Consider the following 18,235-nt stretch of genomic DNA (forward strand, 5'->3'; position numbering starts at 1 on the left):
GGGCCGGCGCCCGCACAATTTCCAGGCTGATGGCGCCTACGCATGAAGGCAGTGGGGAGAGAAAGCAAGATGCCCAAATACCTGATCGGGCTGTGCGCCGCCGTCGGGTTCACCGCAACCGTGACCCTCGGCACCGCATTCGGCCAGCAGGATGCAGCACAGAAACCGGAGCAGAGCCCAACACCGCCGAACCAGACGCAAACCGCTCAAACTCCGGCTACGCAAAGTCCAACCACCCAGGCTCCAACCGGCGGGAACGCAGCGCAGGAAGCGAAGGTCGCCGACCCGGAGGAGCTGGTGGATGACCAGGGTGTGCCGCTCTACGCGGTGCGGGACGGAAAGGTGGACCAAGGGACCTACAACGGCTATCGGCGCTATGCCTCGTCCTGCCATGTCTGCCACGGGCCGGATGGGCTCGGTTCGTCCTTCGCGCCGGCGCTGGCCGATTCACTGAAGCGGATGGACTATTGGCAATTCACCGACGTGGTGACCAATGGCCGCAAGAACATGGGCGCCACCGGCGACAAGGTGATGCCGACCTTCGGGTCCGACCCCAACGTGATGCTCAACCTCGCCGACATCTACCGCTATCTGAAGGCGCGTTCGGACGACAAGATCGGCCGCGGACGACCCGAGCGGTTCAAAGCGCCGTCGTGAGTCCGGCATGACCCGTCGGCTCTCCTTTTCCAGGCGTGTCCTGTATCTGGCCGTCGCGCTCTGCGCGGCGGCTGCGTCCAATGGCCAAACCGCCGCCAGTGCGACAGAGGGCATCCCCACCGAGGTGCTGCGCGTCTGCGCCGACGCCAGCCTGCTTCCCTTCTCCAACGATCGTCGCGAAGGTTTCGAGAACCGGATCGCCCAGTTGATCGCCGACGATCTGAAAGTGCCGCTCACCTTTACATGGTGGCCGCAGACCATCGGCTTCGTCCGAAACACGCTGCGCACCCGTCAATGCGATCTGGTGATGGGCACCGCGGTCGGTGAAGAGCTGATGCAGAACACCAATCCCTATTACCGGTCGACCTATGCGCTGATCTATCGGAAGGATTCCGGAATCACGGCGAAGAATCTGGCCGATCCGTCGCTGCAGGGTGCACGCATCGGCGTTGTCGCCCGCACGCCGCCTTCGGCGGTGATGCTGCGCCATGGGTTAATCAACATGGAGCCCTACCAGCTCGACATTGATACGCGCGCCCACCATCCGGCCCAGCAGGCAGTGGAGGACGTGGCGGCGGCACGCACCGATGCCGCCATTGTCTGGGGGCCGATTGCCGGCTATTTCGCCGCTCGGCAACAGGTGCCGCTGGCAATCGTGCCGCTGATGGACGAGCCGGGGGCTTCACCCTTTCAATACATGATCTCCATGGGTATCCGTCCGGACGAACCGGACTGGCGGCACTGGCTGAACGATTTCATCGTCCGTCGTCAGGGCGACATCGACCGCATCCTCGCCGAATACCATGTCCCGCTGGTCAATGCCGACGGAACTGTCCGGGCAGAGGTGGCAGAGCCGGACAGCTATCGCATGGCCGATTACCGCTCCCCCACCCCGCCCGGCCTGCGCGGTGCCGAAACGGTGGGAGCGCCGGAGGTGGAGCGGCTGGCGAAGGCCGGCGCCGTCCTGATCGACGTGCTGCCGACGCCACCAAAACCTGCAGGGCTGACGGCGGACAGCCGGTGGGTGCCGCCACCGCATCGCAGCCTTCCCGGCGCCCATTGGCTGCCGAATGTCGGCTATGGTGCGCCGTCGGACGAGCAGGAAGCCTATTTCCGCACCGGCCTGGAGGCACTGACCGCGGGTGACCGCAAGCGTCCGCTGGTGCTCTTCTGCCAGCCCGACTGCTGGATGAGTTGGAATGCGGCCAAGCGCGCGGTCGCCCTGGGCTATCAGGCGGTCAAATGGTTCCCGGCCGGCACCGAAGGCTGGACGGCGGCGGGACACGAACTGGTCACGGTCGAACCGGAACCGAACCCTATATCCTCAAACTCAGCATCTAAGGTTGCAAATTGAGTGCTCCGCTCAGGAGAGCAACGCCATCAGCATCCGGGCGATCTGGCCGAGCCGCTGCTCGATCCGGGCCGGCTGCTCGCACACCGCGGTCTGCGACCGGCGGCGGTCGTCGAGGATGCGGCGGTCCCAGGCGATGGCATCCTTGATCTCCTTCGTGCGGGCCGCGTCGCCCGATGCGGCATCGAGGTCGCGCAGGCTGGCGGCGATGCGGTCGCGCAAGGCCCGCTGGTGCTGGGCGTACCGCTCGATGGAGGCGATGGCGGCGGTGCGCTGACGGTCCAGCGTCTGGAAGGTTCCGGCGAAAACCAGGGCGAGCCTCCGGTCATGCTCCTGTTCCGTGCCCTGCTTGACCGGCCCCGCCAGCGCCTCGACCTGCGGTTCCAGCGTCGCTGGATCGATACTGTCGGCGGCGGCGCGCCGGACCAGGGTGGCGACCGCGGGGTCTCGTTGCCACTCGTCCATCAGGCCGTCGAGCGACGGGCCATCCCAGACCGAAGCCGGGGACAAGCTGGGAACAAGGATTTGCTGGCAGGGCCAGTCGGGGTTCTTCGGATCCTGCGCAATGGCAGCGGTGGGCAATCCGGCGCCCATGGCGATGGCCAGAGCCGCGGCGAAGGCGGGTCCGAGAACGGAAGAATATCGTTGCATGGCAGGAATGATGGCCTCGCCAACGATCCGGCGCAATCGGAACCGCTGCGCAAAAGGAGAAGCCCGATGGATCATGTGGGGAGGTGGGCCGCAGCCGCTATCATCGCCGGTGCGATGGTCACCTTTCCGGCATCGGCACGGACGCTGGTGTTGGATCTCGAGCTGGAGGACAGCAGCGGCGAAGCCCCGTCCGCGGAGCATGCGGAGCGGTTGAAACGGGTCAGCGCGGAATTGCGCCGTACCCTGGATGCCAAAGGGTATGACGTGATCGGCGATGCGGCCACCGCAGGACTCGTCCCGCCGGGAACGGCGATCCGGTCCTGCAACGGCTGCGAGCGCGACATCGCGCGGGCGGCCGGGGCCGATCTGGTCGTTTTCGGCATCGTCCGCAAGGTCAGCAGCCTGATCCTGTGGATCGGCGTGGTCGTCGAAGACGTCGGCACCGGCCAAGCGGTGACAACGGCGCGCGGCGACATCCGCGGCGACACCGAGACCGCTTGGTCGCGCGGCGTCGGCTGGCTGGTCGATCATCGGCTGGCGGAGTATGCGCCGCAAAAGCGGTAAGCGGGCGGCGGGGAGGACCGAGGAATGCCGGACGAATCTCAAAGCGGCTACAGCAGCATCATGAACGTCCTGCGACCGCCGCCGCCGCGCACGGCGGCCCTGATGCGCCGCTACGATCTGGTGCTGCGCGACTATGTCGGCGATTTCCGCATCGGCGTTTGGGACCATGAGAAGACCCGGACCCAGCGCGTGCGGGTCAGCCTGACCGTCACGGTGGAGGTGCCGAACCGGCCCTTCGTCGACGATCTCGACGCAGTCGTCTCCTACGAATACCTGATCAAGGGTGTCGAAGCCTTCACGCAAAGCCCGCACATCCAACTGCTGGAGGTGCTGGCGGAGAAACTGCTGGCGCTGTGCCTGTCGCCGCCGCAGGCGGTCTTCGCCCGGGTGCAGGTGGAAAAGCTGGAGATCGTGCCGCAGGCCGCCGGGGTGGGCGTGGTGCTGACCGGCGCACGGGAGCAGCCGTGATGGCCCATCTTGCCGCACACCGCGCGAAGGAGGAGTCATGACCGGATGGCTGGCCAGCGTCGCCGATGCGGCGGAAATCGCCCTGATCCTGCCGGCGGCACCGGACATTCTGGACCTGAAGAATCCTGGCGCGGGGGCGCTCGGCGCCTGGGATGCCGTGGACATCGCCGCGGCGGTGCGGGATCTGGCAAATCTACCGGGACGGCCGAAGTTGAGCGCCACCGTCGGCGACCACCCGATGCGGCCCGACGCCTTGGTGCCGGCGGTGCGCCGGGTCGCCGCCACCGGCGTCGATTTCGTCAAGATCGGCTTCCCGCCCGAGGGAGCGCCCGAGAAATGCATCGACGCGCTCGCCCCGCTGGCGGCGGAGGGGACGGCCCTGATCGCCGTGCTGTTCGCCGATCTGTGGCCAAGCGATCCCTGCTGCCTGCCCATTGACAGGCTCGCCGCCGCCGGCTTTCGCGGCGCGATGCTGGACACGGCGGGCAAGCGCCACGGCCTGCGCCATCATTGGCAGGACGCGCAGTTGGGTGCCTTCATATCCTGCACGAAAGCACACCGCCTGCTGACCGGGCTGGCCGGGTCGCTGCGGGTTGCAGACATCCCGGCCCTGACCGCCCTGTCGCCCGATTACCTCGGCTTCCGCGGTGCGCTCTGCGACGGGGAGCGCACCGCCGGCATCGACCCGCAAGCGGTATCGCGGGTCGCCGCCGCCATGGCCCGTTCTACTCCGCCGCCTCGGCCATCTGCGCCTTCTCGATCTTGATCGCGCAGTATTTGAACTCCGGGATCTTGCCGAAAGGATCGAGCTGCGGGTTGGTCAGCACATTCGCCGCCGCTTCCGCGTAGGCGAAGGGGATGAAGACCAGCCCCACCGGCATGCGGTCGTCGATACGCGCCTTCAGGCGGATCGTGCCACGACGGCTCGACACCAGCATGTAGTCGCCGGTCCTCATCCCGGCGCGGGTGAGGTCATGCGGGGAGACATAGGCGACCGCCTCCGGCTCCACCGCATCCAGCACGCTGGACCGGCGTGTCATCGACCCGGTGTGCCAATGCTCCAACTGGCGACCGGTGGTGAGCACCAGCGGGTAGTCGAGGTCGGGTGTCTCCGCCGGGTTGATCGGCCGCGCCGGCACGAAACGCCCGCGGCCCGTCTTCGTCGGGAAGCCGTTGCCAAAGACGATGTCGTGGCCGGGCTGGTCCGGACCGTCGACCGGATAGGTGACGGAGCCTTCGCGCTCGACCCGCTCCCAGCTGATGTTGGCGAGCGATGGCATCGCACCGACCATCTCGGCGAACACCTCCGACACGTGGGTATAGGTCCAGTTCAGGCCCAGCCCGCGCGCCATGTCCTGGATGATCCACAGATCCTGGCGCGCTTCGCCCGGCAGCGGCACCGCCGCACGGCCCATCTGAACCTGACGGTTGGTATTGATGACGGTGCCGTCCTTCTCCGGCCAGGCCGATGCCGGCAGAACCACGTCGGCGTATTTGGCCGTCTCGGTCAGGAAGATGTCCTGCACCACCAGATGATCCAGCATGGCCAGCGCCTCGCGGGCGTGGGTTACGTCCGGATCGGACATCGCCGGATTCTCGCCCTCGATGTAGAGGCCGTTGATCCGGCCGTCATGGATGGCGTCCATGATCTCGACCACCGTCAGGCCGCGCTTGCCGTCCAGCTTGGTGCCCCAGTAATTTTCGTAGAAGGACTGGACCTCCGGATCCTCGACCGACTTGTAGTCGGGGTAGAACATCGGGATCAGGCCGGCGTCGGACGCGCCCTGGACGTTGTTCTGGCCGCGCAGCGGATGCAGGCCGGTGCCGGGGCGTCCGATCTGGCCGGTGACCAGCGACAGCGCGATCAGGCAGCGGCTGTTGTCGGTGCCGTGGATGTGCTGCGACACGCCCATGCCCCAGAAGATGATCGACGCCTTGGACCGTGCGAACAGCCGGGCCACCGTGCGCAGGGTGGCGGCCGGGATGCCGCAGATCTTCTCCATCTCCTCGGGCGGGTAGTCCTTGACCGTCTCGACCAGCGCCTCGAAATCCTCGGTGTTGGCCTGGACATACTGGCGGTCGTACAGGCCCTCCGCGATGATGGTGTGGAGGATGGCGTTCAGCATCGACACGTCACGGCCCGGCGTGAACTGCAGCATGTGCGTGGCATGGCGCGCCATCGCCAGCCCGCGCGGATCCATGACGATCAGCTTGGCGCCGCGCTCCGCCGCGTTCTTGAAGAAGGTGGCGGCGACGGGATGGTTCTCCGTCGGGTTGGCGCCGATGATGACGATCACCTCAGCATCCTCCGCCGCCATGAAGGGCGCCGACACCGCCCCCGACCCGACGCCCTCGATCAGCGCCGCAACCGACGAGGCATGGCAGAGCCGCGTGCAGTGATCGACGTTGTTGGTGCCGAAGCCGGTGCGGACCAGCTTCTGGAACAGATAGGCCTCCTCGTTCGACCCCTTGGCCGACCCGAAACCGGCCAGCGCATTGCCGCCGCGCTCGTCCCTGATCTTGCGCAGTCCGCCGGCCGCCACCACCAGCGCCTCGTCCCAGGTCGCTTCGCGGAAATGGGTGAAGGGGTTCATCGGGTCGATGTCGACATCGTGCTTCGACACCCCCTCCTTGCGGATCAGCGGCACGGTCAGCCGGTCGCCGTGATGGGCGTAATCGAAGCCGAAACGGCCCTTGACGCACAGGCGGTTCTGGTTCGACGGACCGTCCTTGCCGTCGACGGCGACGATCTTGTTGTCTTTGATCTTGTAGGTCAGCTGGCAGCCGACACCGCAGTACGGGCAGACGGAGTCGACTTCACGGTCGGGTGCGTTGGCGTAGACGCCCTTCTCGTCCACCAGTGTCGCCGGCATCAGCGCACCGGTCGGGCAGGCCTGCACACACTCGCCGCAGGCGACGCAGGTGGACTGGCCCATCGGGTCGTCGAAATCGAAGACGATCTTTTCCAGATGCCCGCGCGCCGCCATGCCGATAACGTCGTTGACCTGCACCTCGCGGCAGGCGCGGACGCACAGGTTGCAGTGGATGCAGGCGTCGAGCTGGACTGCCATCGCCGGATGCGACATGTCGTCGGTCTTGGTCGGCCGGTCCACGGCGGGAAAGCGGCTGCCGGCGATCTCGACCTTGTCGGCCCAGTTCCAGAAGGTGGAGTTGGGATCATGCGCGGTCTCCCGCTCCGGCTGGTCGGCCAGCAGCAGTTCGAAGACCAGCTTGCGCGATGCCTTGGCCCGCTCCGACGCGGTGCGCACGGTCATGCCGGGCTTGGGCTTGCGGATGCAGGAGGCGGCGAGCACGCGCTCCCCCTCGATCTCGACCATGCAGGCGCGGCAGTTGCCGTCCGGGCGGTAGCCCGGTTCCGGCCGATGGCAGAGATGCGGGATCTCGGTGCCGAGCCGGGTCGCGACCTGCCAGATCGTCTCGCCGTTGCGTGCCTCGACCTCGGTGCCGTCCAGGGTGAACGTGATGCCGTTGGACATGTCGGTCTCCTTACCCCTGCGATCCGGTTGCGCCCTGGGCCGCACCTTGTGCCCTGCCCTGGCGCGACACGAAGTCGTCGCGGAAATGCTTCATCACCAGCTTGATCGGATTCATCGCCGCCTGACCCAGGCCACAGATCGAGGCATCGCCCATGACGGTGGCGAGGGCCGTCAACAGTTCCTCGTCCCATTCCGGTTCGCCGATCAGGCGCACCGCCTTCTCGGTGCCGACCCGGCAAGGGGTGCATTGGCCGCAGCTCTCATCCTCGAAGAATTTCAGCAGGTTGAGCGCCACGTCGCGCATGTTGTCCTTGTCGGACAGCACGACGACGGCAGCCGAACCGATGAAGGACCCGTGTGCCTCCAGCGTGCCGAAATCGAGCGGAATGTTCGCCATCGACGCCGGCAGGATGCCGCCCGACGGACCGCCGGGCAGGTAGCCCTTCAGCGTGTGGCCGTCGGCCATGCCGCCGCAATACTGGTCGATCAGCTCCTGCAAGGTGATGCCGGCCGGGGCCAGCTTGACCCCCGGTTCCTTGACCCGGCCGGAGACCGAGAAGGTGCGCAGCCCCTTGCGGCCGTTCAGGCCATGGCTGGCGAACCAGGAACCGCCCTTCTCCAGGATCTCGCGGACCCAGAACACCGTCTCGATGTTGTTGATCAGCGTCGGGCGGCCGAACAGGCCGACCACCGATGGGAAGGGCGGCTTGTGCCGGGGCAGCCCGCGCTTGCCTTCGATGCTTTCCAGCATCGCCGACTCCTCGCCGCAGATGTAGGCGCCGGCACCGCGACGGAGATGGATGCGGGTGTGGCGGGCGAAACCGGCGGCCTCGACCTTCGGGATTTCGCGCAGCAGGATTTCCCGGCATTGCGGGTATTCGTCGCGCAGGTAAATGTAGACATCGGTCGCCTCGACCGTCCAGGCGCCGATCAGCATCCCTTCCAGAAAGCGGTGCGGGTCGCGCTCCAGATGGAAGCGGTCCTTGAAGGTGCCGGGCTCGCCCTCGTCACCGTTGATCGCCATCATGCGCGGTCCCGGCTCCGCCCGGACATAGCGCCATTTCAGGCCGGTGGGGAAGCCGGCCCCGCCCAGGCCGCGGATGCTGGAATCCTCCAGCCCCTTCAGCACGGCATCGACGTCGCGCGCGCCGTTCAGGCATTCGGCCAGCATCTTGTAGCCGCCGCCGCGGATGTAGTCGTCGAAGCCCAGATAGTCGGGAATGTCCGGGTGGACATGGCCATGGGCCACGGCATCGAGCACGCTGTCGACCGTCGCGTTCTCGTGCGGAGCATGACCGATCGCCACGACGGGGGCATTGTTGCAGCCGCCCATGCAGGGTGCGCGCACGACGCGGACCTCGCGCTCGTCGACACCGGCCTTCAGCGCCTCGTGCAACTGCTCGGCCCCGGCCAGCGCGCAGCTCAGGGAGTCGCAGACACGGATGGTCAGCTTCGGCGGAGCCGGCTCTCCGTCCATCACGATGTCGAAATGGGCGTAGAAGGACGCCACTTCGAACACTTCGACCAGCGCCAGCTTCATCTCCTTCGCCAAGGCGGCGAGATGGCGAGCATGCAGGCAGCCGTAATGGTCCTGAAGCAGGTGGAGATGCTCGATCAGCAGATCCGGCTGACGGGACCGGTCGCCGAGAAGCGCCCGTATCTCGTCAAGGCTGAGGGGATCGACCTGACGGCCCTTCTGCTGGTCGCGCGTCTTGCGGCGGCCGGAGCCGGGATGGATGCTGCGGGCGGGAACGCCGCCGGGCGGCGTTGCGCTGATGATCGGAGGGAATGCGGTCACGACGGTTCTGGCCTCTGCTGGGTGGTCCGCGCTTCTGGTTGTCGCGATCCCAAGTTCCTGGCGTTTCGTATACCAGATGCCACGTTAACCGATATTTTGCTGAATGTCAGCATTCTAAATTATTCCCGGCTTTGGCCGGATGGGAATGTCGGATGGGCTGTTGGCGTAAGTCGATATTGCTGCGGACAATAACCGCAAGCACGTCCGAACGTTCGATAAGGTAGTGAACCGGGGAACGCCGCAGGGCCGCGCTGACGCAAAACGCCCCCAACCGCCAAGCAAGCGGTTGAGGGCGTGACCGAGATGCGGGGCCCCGTCGATTCAGCGCCGCCTCCGTCAGTGCGGCGCCATCACCGTCGACGTCCGACAATCCATCGCCGCGAACTCCGATGCCGCGGCGCGGGCGGCCATCCGTTCCAACGGAAGCGGAACGATCCGCTCCGCGTATCCGGCGGATCCGAAGGCTTGGAACCGTTCGCGGCAGAGGCCGCGGGCGGCCCTGGTGGCCTCGGCCAGGAAGCGGCGCGGGTCGAATTCCTCCGGTCGCGTCATCAACGCGCGACGCAGGCTGCCGCTCATGGCGAGGCGGATGTCGGTGTCGATGTTGACCTTGCGCACGCCATTGCGGATGCCCTCGCGGATCTCCTCCACCGGGACGCCGTAGGTCTCGCGAATGCGACCGCCATGGGTGCGGATGATCTCCAGCCACTCCTGCGGCACGCTGGATGACCCATGCATCACCAGATGGGTGTCGGGGATGCGCTCATGGATGGCGCGGATGCGTTGGATCGCCAGCACCTCGCCATCCGGGCGGCGGCTGAACTTGTAGGCGCCGTGGCTGGTGCCGATGGCGATGGCGAGCGCGTCCACGCCCGTGCGCGCCACGAAATCGACCGCCTGCTCCGGATCGGTCAGAAGCTGGTCTCGCGACAGCGTGCCGGCAGCACCGGAACCGTCCTCCTCCCCCGCCTGGCCGGTCTCCAGCGAACCGAGGCAGCCCAGTTCGCCCTCCACTGAAACGCCGACGGCGTGCGCCTGCTCCACCACCCGCCGGGTGACGCGGATGTTGTAGTCGTAGCCGGCCGGTGTCTTCATGTCGTCCAGCAACGAGCCGTCCATCATCACGCTGGTGAAGCCGGAACGGATGGCCTGCTGGCAGACCGCCGGACTGGCGCCATGGTCCTGATGCAGGCAGACGGGAATGTGCGGCCACATCTCTGCCGCCGCCTGCACCATATGCCGTAGGAACGGCTCGCCGGCATATTTGCGCGCTCCGGCCGAGGCTTGGAGGATCACCGGGCTGGCGCAATCCTCCGCCGCCTGCATGATCGCCTGGATCTGTTCCATGTTGTTGATGTTGAAGGCCGGCACGCCATAGCCATGCTCGGCCGCATGGTCGAGGAGCTGCCGAAGGGAGATCAGGGCCATCGGGGAGGTCTCCGGTTCAGGACAGGGGGACGCAAAGGCGTTGTGCGCGGTCGGCCACCGCGTCGGCCGTGACGCCGAAATGGCGGTAGAGGTCTGCGGCGGGAGCTGACTCGCCGTAACGGTCAAGGCCCACCACGTCGCCGGCGAGCCCGACGGTGGCACGCCACAGCCCGGTCGCCCCGGCCTCCACCGCCAGGCGGGGAATGCCGTCGGGCAGTACGGCGCTGCGCCATGACGAATCCTGCCGGTCGAACAGCTCGCAACAGGGCATGGAGACGACGCGGGCGGCGATGCCCTGCTTCGCGAGCAGCAACCGAGCCTCCATGGCGATGGACACCTCCGATCCGGTGGCGATCAACACCACATCGGGCCGCCCATCGTCGGCCAGCACATAGCCGCCATGGGCCGTGTCACGGGCGCGGTCAGTGCCGACGCGCCCCGTTCCCTGGGGCGGCAGGTTCTGTCGCGACAACAGCAGCGCGGTCGGCCCATGCGACCGCTCCACCGCAGCGCGCCAAGCGACGGCGGTCTCCAGGGCATCGCACGGGCGCCAGACGTCGAGGTTCGGGATCAGACGCAGGCTGGCGGCATGCTCGACCGGCTGATGGGTCGGACCGTCTTCGCCCAGGCCGATGCCGTCATGGGTGAAGACGTGGACCACGCGCAGTCCCATCAGCGCCGACAGGCGCAGGCCGTTGCGGGCATAGTCGGAAAAGGCCAGGAAGGTGCCGCCGAAGGGCAGAAAGCCGCCATGCAGCGCCAGGCCGTTCATCACGGCCGCCATCGCGAATTCCCGCACGCCGTAATGAAGGTGGCGCCCGCCGCTCCCCCGCCAGTCGGTGAGGGTGGAGCCGGTCAGGTCCGCCGATCCGCCCAGCAATTCCGGCAGCAGGCCCGCCAACGCACCGATCGCCTGCTGTGACGCCTTGCGCGTTGCCATCGCCTCCGCCCGCGCGGCGACGGCGCCGATCCAGGCATCGGCCGAACTGGCGAAGTTCTCCGGCAGGTCGCCGCGCATCCGCCGCAGGAACTCCGCCGCAGCCTGCGGATGGGCGTCGGCATAGGCGTCGAACCGGGCCTGCCAGTCGGCCTGCGCCGCGGCACCGCGCCGCCGGGCGTCCCAGCCGGCGCGCATCTCCTCCGCCATCTCGAAGGGCGGGGCGGTCCATCCGAGCGCGGCCCTGGTCGCGACGACCTCCGCCGAGCCCAGCGGGGTGCCATGCGCCTCGGCCGAACCGGCCCGGTTGGGAGAGCCGTGACCGATCACCGTCCGGCAGCAGATCAGAGTCGGCTTGCCGCAGGGGGTCAGCGCCTCGTCGATGGCGGCGTCGAGCGCGTAGGCGTCGTGGCCATCGACATGCCGGATCACCCGCCAGCCATAGGCCTCGAACCGTTGCGGTGTGTCGTCGGTGAACCAGCCGGCGACGGGACCATCGATAGAAATGCCGTTGTCGTCATAGAAGACCACCAGCTTTTCCAAACCCAGCGTGCCTGCCAGCGAGCAGGCCTCGTGGCTGATCCCTTCCATCAGGCAACCGTCGCCGACGAAGCAGAAGGTCCGGTGATCGACGATCCGGTACCCCGGCCTGTTGAACTCCGCCCCCAGCAGCCGTTCGCCAAGTGCCATGCCAATGGCATTGGCGAGCCCCTGCCCCAGCGGCCCGGTGGTCGTCTCCACCCCCGGTGTGATGCCATATTCCGGATGGCCCGGCGTGCGGGAACCGAGCTGCCGGAAGCGCCGCAGTTCCTCCATCGGCAGGTCGTAGCCGGTCAGGTGCAGAAGGGCGTAGAGCAGCATGGAGCCGTGCCCGTTCGACAGCACGAAGCGGTCGCGGTCAGGCCAGCCGGGGTCGCTCGGATTGTGGCGCAGATGGCGGCGCCACATTGCCTCGGCGATGTCGGCCATCCCCATCGGCATGCCGGGATGGCCGGAATTCGCAGCCTCCACGGCATCGATGGCGAGAATGCGCAATGCGTTCGCCAACTGGCGGCGTCCGGAGCCGTGGTCGGGAGTATCGTCGGGCAACTCGGTCGGCGAACCGGCAAGCCGGTCCTGTTCGCGGACCTCAATGGTCGCGCTCATCGATGCGCTCATCTCTGGTATCCTCCCCGATGGGTGTCTTTCCGGCGCCCCGCTCAGAACGCCTTCTTCTTGCGGTCGGCGAGTTGCCAGATCATGGGCGTGAAGATCAGTTGCATCGCCAGCGCCATCTTGTCGCCCGGGCAAACGATTGTGTTGGGCCGGGTCATGAAGCTGTCCTTCAGCATGGACAGCAGATAAGGGAAGTCGATGCCCTTCGGCCGGGTGAAGCGGATGACCAGCATGCTCTCGTCGGAGGTCGGAATGTCGCGGGCGATGAAGGGATTGCTGGTGTCCACCGTCGGCACGCGCTGGAAATTCACGTCGGTGCTGCTGAACTGCGGGCAGATGTATTTCACGTAATCGGGCATGCGCCGCAGAATGGTGTCGACGATGGCCTCCTCCGAATAGCCGCGCATGTTGCGGTCGCGGTGGATCTTCTGGATCCATTCGAGGTTCACGATGGGAACGACGCCGATCTTCAGGTCGGCATGACGGGCGAGATCGACACGGTCGGTGCGCACGCAACCGTGCAGCCCCTCGTAGAACAGCAGGTCGGTGCCGGGTTCGATTTCCTCCCACGGGGTGAAGGTGCCGGGTTCCTGGCCACAGGGCTCGGCCTCCTTGGCGTCATGCAGATACCGGCGGGTCCGGCCGCCGCCGGTCTCCCCATAGCTGCGGAACAGATCGTCCAGTTCCTCGAACAGGTTGGCGTCGGGGCCGAAATGGCTGAAGGTCGAATGGGGCTCCTCCTGCGCTTCGGCGACCTTGGCGCGCATTTCCCGCCGGTCGTAGCGGTGAAAGCTGTCGCCCTCGACGATGGCGGCGGCGATGCCCTCCCTGCGGAAGATCTGCTGGAAGGTGCGGGTGACGGTGGTCGTTCCGGCGCCGGAGGAACCGGTGACGACGATGATCGGATGACGGGCCGACATGGTGTGTTCTCCCTCAGCCGAGTGCCGCGGTTTCGGAGGCGAGGAAAAGCGATCGGCTGCCGAACAGCGGGGCGTGGAAGGCCAGTTCCTCCCCGCGGTCATAGGCGGCGTGGTAGGCGACCAGCCGTTCCACCTCCGCCTTCGATCCCAGGATGACCGGCACGCGCTGGTGCAGGGCCATCGGCTTGATGTCGAGGATGCGCTGACGCCCGGTGCTGGCCGCTCCGCCCGCCTGCTCCACCAGCATGGCGATGGGGTTGGCCTCGTAAAGAAGGCGCAGCCTGCCAGGCTTGTGGGTCGGTCTGGCGTCGCGCGGGTAGAGGAAGACGCCGCCGCGGATCAGGATGCGGTAGACCTCAGCCACCAGGGACGCGATCCAGCGCATGTTGAAGTCCGCCTCGCGCGGACCGGAACTGCCCTTGATGCATTCCTCCACATACTGGCGTACCGGCGGCTCCCAGAAGCGGGCATTGGAGCTGTTGATTGCGAACTCGCAGACATGATCGGGGATGCGCATGTCCGGGTGGGTCAGAGTGTAGGCGCCGATCTCGCGGTCGAGCGTGAAGCCGTGCACGCCCTCGCCAAAGGTGGCGATGATCATGTCGGCCGGTCCGTAGAGTGCAAAGCCGGCCGCCACCTGTTGCGTGCCGGGCTGCAGGAAATGCTCCACTTCCGGCTCATCCACACCGTTGGGCGCCTTGAGGATGGAAAAGATGGTGCCGACGGTCAGGTTGACGTCGACGTTCGACGAACCGTCCAGCGGATCGAAGGCCAGCAGATAGCGGCCGCGCGGATATTCGCGGGGGATGCGGTAGGGCTTCTCCATTTCCTCCGACGCCATGCCGCAGAGCTTGCCGCCATATTCGCAGGTGCGCAGCATGATCTCGTTGGCGACCAGGTCGAGCGGCTTCTGCGTCTCGCCATGAACGTTGACACCGGGTTCGGAAGCCGGACCTGCCGGCTGGCCGGCGGAGGGAGCCAGCGATCCGCGGGCGGCGGCGCTGGCGATGAACTTGCACGCGGTCTGCACGTCGTTGAGCAGAGCCGTCAGATCGGTGTCGGCCCCGCCGCGGCGACGTTGGTCCTCGATGATGAATTTGCTGAAGGTGGTGTGACGGTGCGGCATCGGTTCCCCCTCTCTCGGTGTTATGTGCGGCCGGCTTGCTGCCGGCCTATTGTGTGAAGACGCGGCTTTGGCGGATGTCCTCCTCGGCGATGGTCAGCAGGTCGGCGGCGGCGATGGCACTGCCGCGCGCTTCGAACAGGCGGTTGGCCTGCCGCAGGCGGGCGCGGTCCAGCGCGTTGCGGATGGAACGGGCGTTGGCGAATCGAGGCTGGGCCATGCGGCGCAGGATGTAGTCGGCCATCGCCCGCTCGGCCTCCGGCGCCAGGCGGTACTGCATGCCCGCCGTCATCAGCCGGGCGATCTCCAGCAGCTCTTCCGCCTCGTAGTCGGGGAAATCGACATGGTGGGCGATGCGCGATGCCATGCCGGGATTGGAGCGGAAGAAGACCTCCATGCGGTCGCGGTAGCCGGCGAGGATCACCACGAGGTCGTCGCGGTTGTCCTCCATCACCTGAAGCAGGATTTCAATGGCCTCCAGCCCGTAATCGCGCTCATTCTCCGGTCGGTAGAGGTAATAGGCCTCGTCGATGAACAGCACGCCGCCCATGGCGCGCTTCAGCACCTCCTTCGTCTTGGGTGCCGTGTGGCCGATATACTGGCCGACCAGATCGTCACGGGTGACGCCGACCACATGGTCGCGGCGGATGTAGCCCAACCCATGGAGAAGCCCGGCCATGCGCCGCGCCACACTGGTCTTGCCGGTGCCCGGATTGCCGGTGAAGCACATGTGCAGCGACGGCGGCTCCGCCCGAAGCCCGATGCTGCGGCGGGCGCGTTCCACCAGCAGCAGGGCGGCGATCTCGCGGATGCGGGTCTTCACCGGTCTCAGCCCGACAAGGTCGCGATCCATCCCCGCCAGCATTCCGCCGATGCCGGACTCCCGGTAAAGCGCGTCGAGATCGATGGATGGAGCGTCTGACGGCCGGTCACGGGTCTCAAGATCGGGAAGGTCGGCGACCCCGCTCATGCCGCCCTCCATTCCGCTTCAGCCATCAGGGCTGAGCGCATCCGCCCGGCCACGCCGCGATAGCCGCCGTCGGCATCCGCCGCGCCGAAGATGGCGGATCCGGCAACGAAGATATCGGCGCCGGCATCGGCCACGGCACGGATGTTGTCAGGCTTGATGCCGCCGTCCACCTCCAGCCGGATGTCGCGGCCGGTGCGCTCGCGGTGGCGTTCGATCCGGCGGCGGACTTCAGCAATCTTCTCGAATGCGGAAGGGATGAAGGGCTGGCCGCCGAAGCCGGGATTGACCGACATGACGAGGATCAGGTCCAGCCGGTCCATCACATGGTCCAGACAGGCCAGAGGCGTGGCCGGGTTCAGCGCCAGTCCGGCACGGCAACCCTCTTCACGGATCAGCGCCAGCGTACGGTCGGGATGGTCCGATGCCTCGGGATGGATGCTGATGATGTCGGCACCGGCCCTGGCGAACAGCGGCACCAGCGCATCGACCGGGCGCACCATCAGATGGATGTCGAGGATGGCACGGGTGTGCGGACGGATGGCGGCGCAGACCAACGGACCGATGGTCAGGTTGGGGACATAATGATTGTCCATCACGTCGACATGGATGACGTCGCATCCCGCCTCCACCACCCGCTCCACCTCCTCGCCCAGCCGTGCGAAGTCGGCGGAGAGGATCGACGGAGCAAGCAGATATCCGGACCCAAGCTCACGGTCCATGACGGGTCTCCCCGCCATAGCGCTGCCCGGCGGGGCGGCCGGTGGCATAGCTGCGTACCGTGTAGCCGATGCGCCGCCCCGGCCCCTCCGAGCGCAACAGCTCGAAACCGGGTTCCTCCGCCGGGCGGTTGATCAGGAACGACATTCGCACAGTCTCGAAGCCTTGCGAACTGTCGAAGGCGAGAACCTTCACATACTGCTCGGGATGCGCGACGCGGCAGGCGTCGATCTCCATCATCACGCCCTTGGCGTCGCGAAGGTCGAACATGGGGTTGCCCCACATCGTCCAATAGCTGTTGCGCGGGTGCGGGTCGTCGGTAAACTCCACCGCCACGGCCCAGCCCTGGTCGAGGGCGTATTGCACCTGTCTGGTGATCTCCTCGTCCGTCAAGTCCGGCAGGAAGGAGAACTGGCCCTGGGTCAGTCGCATGGGAATCGCTCCTTCACATCGCCGCAGTGGGAGTGGGGACGTAATCGACGCTGTCGGTGGAGGCGTAATCGAAGGTCACGTCCTTCCAGGTGTCGAGCGCCGCACGCAGCGGGGCGCACCAGCGGGCGGCCTCGCGCAGAATGCCCGGCCCCTCGTTCCAGAGGTCGCGGCCCTCGTTGCGGGCCTTGACCATCGTCTCCAGAGCGACACGGTTTGCGGTTGCCCCGGCCTGAATGCCGTCGGGATGGCCGATGGTGCCGCCGCCGAATTGCAGGATCACATCCTCGCCCAAATAGGTCAGCAGTTGGTGCATCTGCCCGGCATGGATGCCGCCGGACGCCACGGGCATCATCCGTTTCAAACCGGCCCAGGGCTGGTCGAAGAAGATGCCGTGCTGGAGATTCTGCGGGACATGGGCCTCACGGCAGGTGTCGTAGATGCCGCGGATGACATTGGGGTCGCCCTCCAGCTTGCCGACGACGGTGCCGGCATGGATGTGGTCGACGCCGGCCATGCGCATCCATTTGGCAATGACGCGGAAGGACACGCCGTGGTTCTTCTGCCGGGTGTAGGTGGAATGGCCGGCGCGGTGCAGATGCAGGATCATGTCGTTGCGGCGCGCCCATTTCGCCATCGACTGGATCGCGGTGTAGCCGATCACCAGATCGATCATGATGATGACGCTGCCCAGTTCCTTGGCAAACTCGGCGCGCTCGTACATGTCCTCTATGGTGGCGGCGGTGACGTTCAGGTAGGTGCCCTTGATTTCACCGGTCTCGGCAGTGGCACGGTTCACCCCTTCCATGCAGTAGAGGAAGCGGTCGCGCCAATGCATGAAGGGCTGCGAGTTGATGTTCTCGTCGTCCTTGGTGAAGTCGAGCCCCCCCTTCAGCGCCTCGTACACCACCCGGCCGTAGTTGCGGCCGGACAGGCCCAGCTTCGGCTTCATGGTGGCGCCCAGCAGCGGCCGGCCGAAGTTGTTCAGCCTTTCGCGCTCCACCACGATGCCGGTCGCCGGCCCCTGGAAGGTTTTCAGATAGGCGATGGGAATTCGCATATCCTCCAGCCGCAGCCCCTTCAGAGGTTTGAAGCCGAAGACATTGCCGATGATCGATGCGGTGAGGTTGGCGATCGACCCTTCCTCGAACAGGTCGAGTTCATAGGCGATGTAGGCGAAATACTGTCCGGGCGTGCCGGGCACCGGATCGACACGGAAGGCCTTGGCGCGATAGCGCTCGCAGTCGGTCAGGCGGTCGGTCCACACCACGGTCCAGGTGGCGGTGGAGCTTTCGCCGGCGACCGCCGCCGCCGCTTCCTCCGGATCGACGCCATCCTGCGGCGTGATGCGGAAAACGGCCAGAACATCGGTGGCCTTCGGTTCGTAGTCGGGCTCCCAATAGCCCATCTGACGGTATTTCAACACGCCGGACCGGTAGCGGGCCTTGGGGTCGCCAACCACCCTGTCGACTGCCGTCTGATCGGTGGAAAGCGTCGTCGATACGTAATTCATCGCCTTCACCTCGTCGGTGACGTTCGGTTCGTTCGATGAAAATGTTAGCCCTACGCA

The 18,235-nt window shown here is 66.6% G+C and carries 16 protein-coding genes; 5 read left to right on the forward strand and 11 right to left on the reverse strand.

Annotated features, from left to right (window positions below; all coding sequences use genetic code 11):
* The first annotated feature begins 69 nt into the window (after positions 1 to 69).
* Entirely contained in the window at positions 70 to 657 is a 588-nt protein-coding gene (locus TSH64_RS30630) for a c-type cytochrome (RefSeq protein WP_247873234.1), read from the forward strand.
* A 7-nt stretch (positions 658 to 664) separates the two neighbouring features.
* Complete coding sequence (locus TSH64_RS30635) at positions 665 to 2,011, forward strand: quinoprotein dehydrogenase-associated putative ABC transporter substrate-binding protein (protein ID WP_109450858.1); 1,347 nt, start codon at positions 665 to 667, stop codon at positions 2,009 to 2,011.
* Between the two features lie 9 nt (positions 2,012 to 2,020).
* On the opposite strand, the gene TSH64_RS30640 is transcribed toward TSH64_RS30635, so the two are convergent.
* Positions 2,021 to 2,659, reverse strand: coding sequence for a hypothetical protein (locus TSH64_RS30640; protein WP_247873235.1), 639 nt, complete (start codon positions 2,657 to 2,659; stop codon positions 2,021 to 2,023).
* A gap of 66 nt (positions 2,660 to 2,725) precedes the next feature.
* Between TSH64_RS30640 and TSH64_RS30645 the strand changes: the two genes are divergently transcribed.
* The 3 genes from TSH64_RS30645 to TSH64_RS30655 are packed head-to-tail and all read left to right on the forward strand — an operon-like array spanning position 2,726 to position 4,457.
* Entirely contained in the window at positions 2,726 to 3,223 is a 498-nt protein-coding gene (locus TSH64_RS30645; RefSeq protein WP_247873236.1) for a DUF3280 domain-containing protein, read from the forward strand.
* 24 nt (positions 3,224 to 3,247) lie between these two features.
* Positions 3,248 to 3,691, forward strand: coding sequence for a dihydroneopterin aldolase (locus TSH64_RS30650; protein WP_109450860.1), 444 nt, complete (start codon positions 3,248 to 3,250; stop codon positions 3,689 to 3,691).
* A gap of 37 nt (positions 3,692 to 3,728) precedes the next feature.
* On the forward strand, positions 3,729 to 4,457 hold the full coding sequence (locus TSH64_RS30655; protein WP_109450861.1) for a (5-formylfuran-3-yl)methyl phosphate synthase: 729 nt from the start codon (positions 3,729 to 3,731) through the stop codon (positions 4,455 to 4,457).
* Here the strand turns inward: TSH64_RS30655 and fdhF are convergent.
* From fdhF to TSH64_RS30705, 10 genes are all read right to left on the reverse strand, one after another.
* Positions 4,417 to 7,188: a formate dehydrogenase subunit alpha gene (gene fdhF, locus TSH64_RS30660; RefSeq protein WP_109450863.1), complete on the reverse strand. Its 2,772-nt coding sequence runs from the start codon at positions 7,186 to 7,188 to the stop codon at positions 4,417 to 4,419. The genes TSH64_RS30655 and fdhF overlap by 41 nt on opposite strands.
* A gap of 10 nt (positions 7,189 to 7,198) precedes the next feature.
* The gene (locus TSH64_RS30665) at positions 7,199 to 8,986 is read right to left on the reverse strand and encodes an NAD(P)H-dependent oxidoreductase subunit E (RefSeq protein WP_247873237.1); all 1,788 of its coding nucleotides are present in this window, start codon (positions 8,984 to 8,986) and stop codon (positions 7,199 to 7,201) included.
* Between the two features lie 336 nt (positions 8,987 to 9,322).
* Positions 9,323 to 10,414, reverse strand: a complete 1,092-nt coding sequence (gene fba / locus TSH64_RS30670; protein WP_109450864.1) for a class II fructose-bisphosphate aldolase — start codon at positions 10,412 to 10,414, stop codon at positions 9,323 to 9,325.
* A gap of 16 nt (positions 10,415 to 10,430) precedes the next feature.
* On the reverse strand, positions 10,431 to 12,497 hold the full coding sequence (gene tkt / locus TSH64_RS30675) for a transketolase (RefSeq protein ID WP_247873238.1): 2,067 nt from the start codon (positions 12,495 to 12,497) through the stop codon (positions 10,431 to 10,433).
* A gap of 53 nt (positions 12,498 to 12,550) precedes the next feature.
* Positions 12,551 to 13,426, reverse strand: a complete 876-nt coding sequence (locus tag TSH64_RS30680) for a phosphoribulokinase (RefSeq protein ID WP_109450867.1) — start codon at positions 13,424 to 13,426, stop codon at positions 12,551 to 12,553.
* 13 nt (positions 13,427 to 13,439) lie between these two features.
* A complete protein-coding gene (locus TSH64_RS30685; RefSeq protein WP_109450868.1) occupies positions 13,440 to 14,552 on the reverse strand; it encodes a class 1 fructose-bisphosphatase in 1,113 nt (370 codons plus the stop codon).
* Between the two features lie 46 nt (positions 14,553 to 14,598).
* Positions 14,599 to 15,519 carry a CbbX protein gene (cbbX, locus tag TSH64_RS30690; protein WP_247873239.1) on the reverse strand — a complete coding sequence of 307 codons (921 nt, stop codon included), beginning with the start codon at positions 15,517 to 15,519 and terminating at the stop codon, positions 14,599 to 14,601.
* Positions 15,516 to 16,238, reverse strand: a complete 723-nt coding sequence (gene rpe / locus TSH64_RS30695) for a ribulose-phosphate 3-epimerase (protein WP_109450871.1) — start codon at positions 16,236 to 16,238, stop codon at positions 15,516 to 15,518. The genes cbbX and rpe overlap by 4 nt, the downstream gene beginning before the upstream one ends.
* Positions 16,228 to 16,668, reverse strand: coding sequence for a ribulose bisphosphate carboxylase small subunit (locus tag TSH64_RS30700; RefSeq protein ID WP_109450873.1), 441 nt, complete (start codon positions 16,666 to 16,668; stop codon positions 16,228 to 16,230). Before TSH64_RS30700 ends, rpe begins: the two co-directional genes overlap by 11 nt.
* A 13-nt stretch (positions 16,669 to 16,681) precedes the next feature.
* Positions 16,682 to 18,178, reverse strand: a complete 1,497-nt coding sequence (locus tag TSH64_RS30705; protein WP_109450875.1) for a form I ribulose bisphosphate carboxylase large subunit — start codon at positions 18,176 to 18,178, stop codon at positions 16,682 to 16,684.
* Positions 18,179 to 18,235 lie beyond the last annotated feature (57 nt).

Source organism: Azospirillum sp. TSH64 (genome assembly GCF_003116035.1).
GTDB lineage: Bacteria > Pseudomonadota > Alphaproteobacteria > Azospirillales > Azospirillaceae > Azospirillum.

Coding starts and splice junctions, on each gene's coding strand:
- cbbX (WP_247873239.1), bottom strand. CDS start 15,519: ATGAGCGGGGTCGCCGACCTTCCCGATCTTGAGACCCGTGACCGGCCG.
- TSH64_RS30685 (WP_109450868.1), bottom strand. CDS start 14,552: ATGCCGCACCGTCACACCACCTTCAGCAAATTCATCATCGAGGACCAA.
- TSH64_RS30635 (WP_109450858.1), top strand. CDS start 665: ATGACCCGTCGGCTCTCCTTTTCCAGGCGTGTCCTGTATCTGGCCGTC.
- fdhF (WP_109450863.1), bottom strand. CDS start 7,188: ATGTCCAACGGCATCACGTTCACCCTGGACGGCACCGAGGTCGAGGCA.
- TSH64_RS30650 (WP_109450860.1), top strand. CDS start 3,248: ATGCCGGACGAATCTCAAAGCGGCTACAGCAGCATCATGAACGTCCTG.
- TSH64_RS30640 (WP_247873235.1), bottom strand. CDS start 2,659: ATGCAACGATATTCTTCCGTTCTCGGACCCGCCTTCGCCGCGGCTCTG.
- TSH64_RS30680 (WP_109450867.1), bottom strand. CDS start 13,426: ATGTCGGCCCGTCATCCGATCATCGTCGTCACCGGTTCCTCCGGCGCC.
- tkt (WP_247873238.1), bottom strand. CDS start 12,497: ATGAGCGCGACCATTGAGGTCCGCGAACAGGACCGGCTTGCCGGTTCG.
- TSH64_RS30655 (WP_109450861.1), top strand. CDS start 3,729: ATGACCGGATGGCTGGCCAGCGTCGCCGATGCGGCGGAAATCGCCCTG.
- TSH64_RS30645 (WP_247873236.1), top strand. CDS start 2,726: ATGGATCATGTGGGGAGGTGGGCCGCAGCCGCTATCATCGCCGGTGCG.
- TSH64_RS30705 (WP_109450875.1), bottom strand. CDS start 18,178: ATGAATTACGTATCGACGACGCTTTCCACCGATCAGACGGCAGTCGAC.
- TSH64_RS30630 (WP_247873234.1), top strand. CDS start 70: ATGCCCAAATACCTGATCGGGCTGTGCGCCGCCGTCGGGTTCACCGCA.
- fba (WP_109450864.1), bottom strand. CDS start 10,414: ATGGCCCTGATCTCCCTTCGGCAGCTCCTCGACCATGCGGCCGAGCAT.
- TSH64_RS30700 (WP_109450873.1), bottom strand. CDS start 16,668: ATGCGACTGACCCAGGGCCAGTTCTCCTTCCTGCCGGACTTGACGGAC.
- rpe (WP_109450871.1), bottom strand. CDS start 16,238: ATGGACCGTGAGCTTGGGTCCGGATATCTGCTTGCTCCGTCGATCCTC.